Raw genomic sequence first — 3511 nt, 5'->3', positions numbered from 1 at the left:
TGTACCCACCACAAGGCTTGTTTGCTTCATGCCTCTATCGTCTCAGCACTTGGCGCAGATGCCAACCATGGGCGCGAGGGATTTATGCAGACCTTCCTTAGATGTTGTTCAGCGCGGACTATTGATGCTCTAATATTTAGAATACTACAAAAAAATTAACAAAACTAAATAAAATAAAAAACCAACTACGGCCAATCCATGCTCAGTAATTATCAAAACATTGTTTTTCTTGAAGAAAAATCTTGATTGATTATATTCTGAGCTCGCACTACCTCTGTTTAATATTTCAATTTTTTGGATTTTTTTGGGAATAATTTTAAATATCGTTTTTCCGGTTCCGACAAGAACTATTTCAAAAATTATCGATAATAATGATGAGATAACAAAATCCATACAATACATCATTCTCCACAAAGCGGATCAATTAATCAGCGTCAAAAATATCAAATATAAATAATCTGCCAATATTTGGATGCATTAGATTTGCGTAACGCAAAATTTTTGCGCACGCAAATTATTAAACATCAAAATATTGATATCTTAAAAAACTCGATCGCTTAATGTCGATGTGATGGTCGCTTGCGAAACACCGAAATTGGCGGGGTCATTACGCGCTTGCAAGACAGAGTGACTTGTCGATGCAGACGTATAAAATGTAGACATAGCCGTCAATAGCGGTTCGACACTTTGTTGAACTTCTGACTTAGGTGCACCTTGAGAATTTTCTTTATAGCGAAAGTAAACGTCTGTAGCAGTTACTTCTTGACCTCTGAAAATGGTGTTGGAAACTTCCCCAAGCAAATTTCCGTTCTTATATACATCTTGACTTATATAGTCTAGGCTTATGGATTCCAACCCAGCTTCAGCTGCTGAGTAAAGCTCGTCGGAATCTGTTAAGCCATTTTGGTTCATGTCCTGCCAAAGCATTAATGAAGAAAAAGCATCGTCATTTTTTCAATAAATCCATCTTTAGATGAATCCAATGCTGAAAGCTTTAAATAACCTTCCCCTCGCTCAGGACCACCAAAAAGTTCGTTTACTCCGTCAATTTTTCCATTTTTATTTTTATCTATTGCAAGAAAAGCATCTTTTCCGGATATCCAAGCTGTCTTGTTTGATTCCCCATTTCCATCAATGTCGAAGTAAACTGAAGAGCCTGCCAGGAGGGATGTTGTTTCAATCCCATCGCCCCCAAGATCAATTACTATTGGAGATGATATTCCGGCGTTAGTTTTTTCAATTAGTGGCGCGTCATCGACATCTAAGCCTGCAGCTTTAAGTAAGTTATGAAGCCATCCGGATCTTGCGGACCCTTCATAGTCAGGATCATTGGGAAAATAAGCTAAATTTGCACTATCGTTATAAAAATCCGAACCTGCGGCATGATCACTGAGCCAACTGACGTGGTCAGCCATTTGAGTCGCTTCGAAAGTGCTAAGTGGAGTATATAAAGAGTCCGATAGGGGGGTCAATCTTGAAAGCACCGCGTCAACCGCTGCGCGGTTTGCATGATCCATGCATAGATCTGTTCGAATTGTATTCATTCATTGAAATTACCTCAGACTGAGATAACGGCCAATTTCCAGCAGGGCTAGCAAAACCTTCTGAATCAAACTGCACTAGAGTGGGCGCGTTGGCGTTTCCAATATGACTACGTAAATCTGATGTCATCCACCACAAAGGGTTTGTGAGCGCTTTTATTACAAATGCAGGAACTGGCATAGAATTTCCTTAGATAGCGATAGACCAAATAAATATGCTGACATTAGGTGTTGTGTTTACATAAATCTCCTAAGTTAAAATAATTTCATATAAATAAAAATTTCTCCTTTTCTTTTGCTATATTGTCTTTCGACACTATTCAACGTTCTTTTAAGCTTTCGCTGGTTCTGCGTTGAATAGGCGAAATTAAATAATCTATTATTTGCCGTTTTCCGGTTTTAATTTCGGCAGTCAGATTCATCCCCGGCGCCAGCCGAATATTCTTTCCATCCACATCGATGTGGCTCTGGTCCAGACTGATCAGCGCCGGGAATATAGCGCCGCGTTTCTCGTCGTTGACCGCGTCCTGGGTCACCGTGTCGACCGTTCCCTTGACGGTTCCGTAGCGGGTGAACGGGAAGGTCTCCAGCTTGATCGCCACCTCCTGGCCGGGCGCCACGAAGCCGATGTCCTTGTTCTCCAGCGTCGCCTCGGCGCTGAGGTGAGCGCTGTCGGGAACGATGACCATCAATGCTTGGGCTTCCGTGACAACGCCACCTTCGGTGTGGGTGGCCAGTTGTTGTACGGTGCCCGCCACCGGTGCGGTGAGGGTGGCTAAGCGTTCGCGCTGGTTGGCCTTGGTCAGCTCTTGACCAGACTGCTGGCGTTTCAGCTCCGCCTGCGCCTGGCGTTCGCTCAGGATGCGCCGGGTTTCTGCCAGGTAGGAGCTGCGCATCTGCTCCGCCTCCCGCACCGCCGCCTGGGCTTCCTGCAAGCGTGCGTGTTGGGTTGCCAGGTCCTGCTCGAGTTCGATGCGTTCGCGGGTCCTGTCCTGGTTGGCGTGGGCGGACATGAAGCCCTGGTCGGCCAGCGCCTGGAAGTCGGCCTCGCGTCTGCGCGACAGGGGCAGGGTGGCGTCGAGCTTGGCGATCATGGCCCGCACGGTGGCCATCTCTGCCTGGCGGTGCTGTCGCTCGGCCGCCAGCTTGGCCAGGCGGGCGGTGATGTCGCTCCATTCGGCGGCCAGTTGGACGTTGGCGTCGGCCGTGTCTTCGGGGCGCCAGGTGCTGGGTATCTCTTTGGGGGATAAACGTGCCGCGGGTCCGGGCGTGATCTCGGCCAGGTGCTCTTGTTTCGATAGCATTTGTTGCAGCGCCCGGCTGCGCAGCCAGTCGGAGTCGGCCGAGCGGCGGGCCTCCTGGAAGCTCGCCTTGTCGGCGGTCGCGGCCGTCGGGTCCAGTTCCACCAGGGGCCGGCCCGCGGCGAAATGGTCGCCGTCCTGGACCAGAATGCGCCGGACCACGCTGTGCTCGAGCGGCTGGACGAGCTTGGTGCGGTCGCTCACGATGATCCGCCCCGGCGCCACCGCCACGATGTCGATCTTGCCGAAGATGGCCCACAGCAGGGCGGTCACGAACAGCGCCATGAGGGCGAACGCTGCGCGGCGCGGGGCCGGGTGGACGGGGGTCTCCTGCAGGCTCAGCGCCGCGGGCAGGAAGGCCTGTTCGTCCGCCAGGCGCGCGGGGCCTGCGAGTTCTGCCCGGTGCGCCCAGGCGACGCCGAAGACGGCACGGTAGCGCCCGAGCAGTTCGATGCCCGGGTGGCGCATGCTGGGGGCTTTGACGGGAACGGGTGCCAGCGGCACGGCCCGGGCGTCGTCGGCGGATGTCGTTGTGCCGTTCATGCCGTTGCCCCTTCCGCTGCCGGCACGGGGTGTGTTGCGTGGCTTCCGTCCTGCATGCGCCAGAGGTGGGCGTACAGGCCCTGGGGCCGCTGCGCGAGCGCGTCGTGCGACCCGGCCTCTACGATC

At 51.8% G+C, this 3511-nt stretch carries 3 protein-coding genes; all 3 read right to left on the bottom strand.

Annotation, left to right across the window (positions count from 1 at the left end):
* Window positions 1-540: 540 nt before the first annotated feature.
* Window positions 541-912, bottom strand: coding sequence for a hypothetical protein (locus DFQ15_RS17265; protein WP_146228789.1), 372 nt, complete (start codon window positions 910-912; stop codon window positions 541-543).
* 14 nt (window positions 913-926) lie between these two features.
* The gene (locus DFQ15_RS17260; RefSeq protein ID WP_146228788.1) at window positions 927-1415 is read right to left on the bottom strand and encodes a hypothetical protein; all 489 of its coding nucleotides are present in this window, start codon (window positions 1413-1415) and stop codon (window positions 927-929) included.
* A 446-nt stretch (window positions 1416-1861) separates the two neighbouring features.
* Window positions 1862-3310, bottom strand: coding sequence for an HlyD family type I secretion periplasmic adaptor subunit (locus tag DFQ15_RS16660; protein WP_374941041.1), 1449 nt, complete (start codon window positions 3308-3310; stop codon window positions 1862-1864).
* Between the last annotated feature and the right edge of the window lie 201 nt (window positions 3311-3511).

Origin of the sequence: Xylophilus ampelinus, from assembly GCF_003217575.1 — a bacterium.
In the GTDB taxonomy this organism is placed as follows: domain Bacteria; phylum Pseudomonadota; class Gammaproteobacteria; order Burkholderiales; family Burkholderiaceae_C; genus Xylophilus; species Xylophilus ampelinus.
Note: the sequence above shows the minus strand (reverse complement) of the source record. Positions and strands in the feature narration are given on the sequence as shown.

Excerpts from the sequence above, each read along its gene's own strand:
- DFQ15_RS16660 (WP_374941041.1), bottom strand. The coding sequence starts at position 3,310 with ATGCGCCACCCGGGCATCGAACTGCTCGGGCGCTACCGTGCCGTCTTC.
- DFQ15_RS17260 (WP_146228788.1), bottom strand. The coding sequence starts at position 1,415 with ATGGCTGACCACGTCAGTTGGCTCAGTGATCATGCCGCAGGTTCGGAT.
- DFQ15_RS17265 (WP_146228789.1), bottom strand. The coding sequence starts at position 912 with ATGAACCAAAATGGCTTAACAGATTCCGACGAGCTTTACTCAGCAGCT.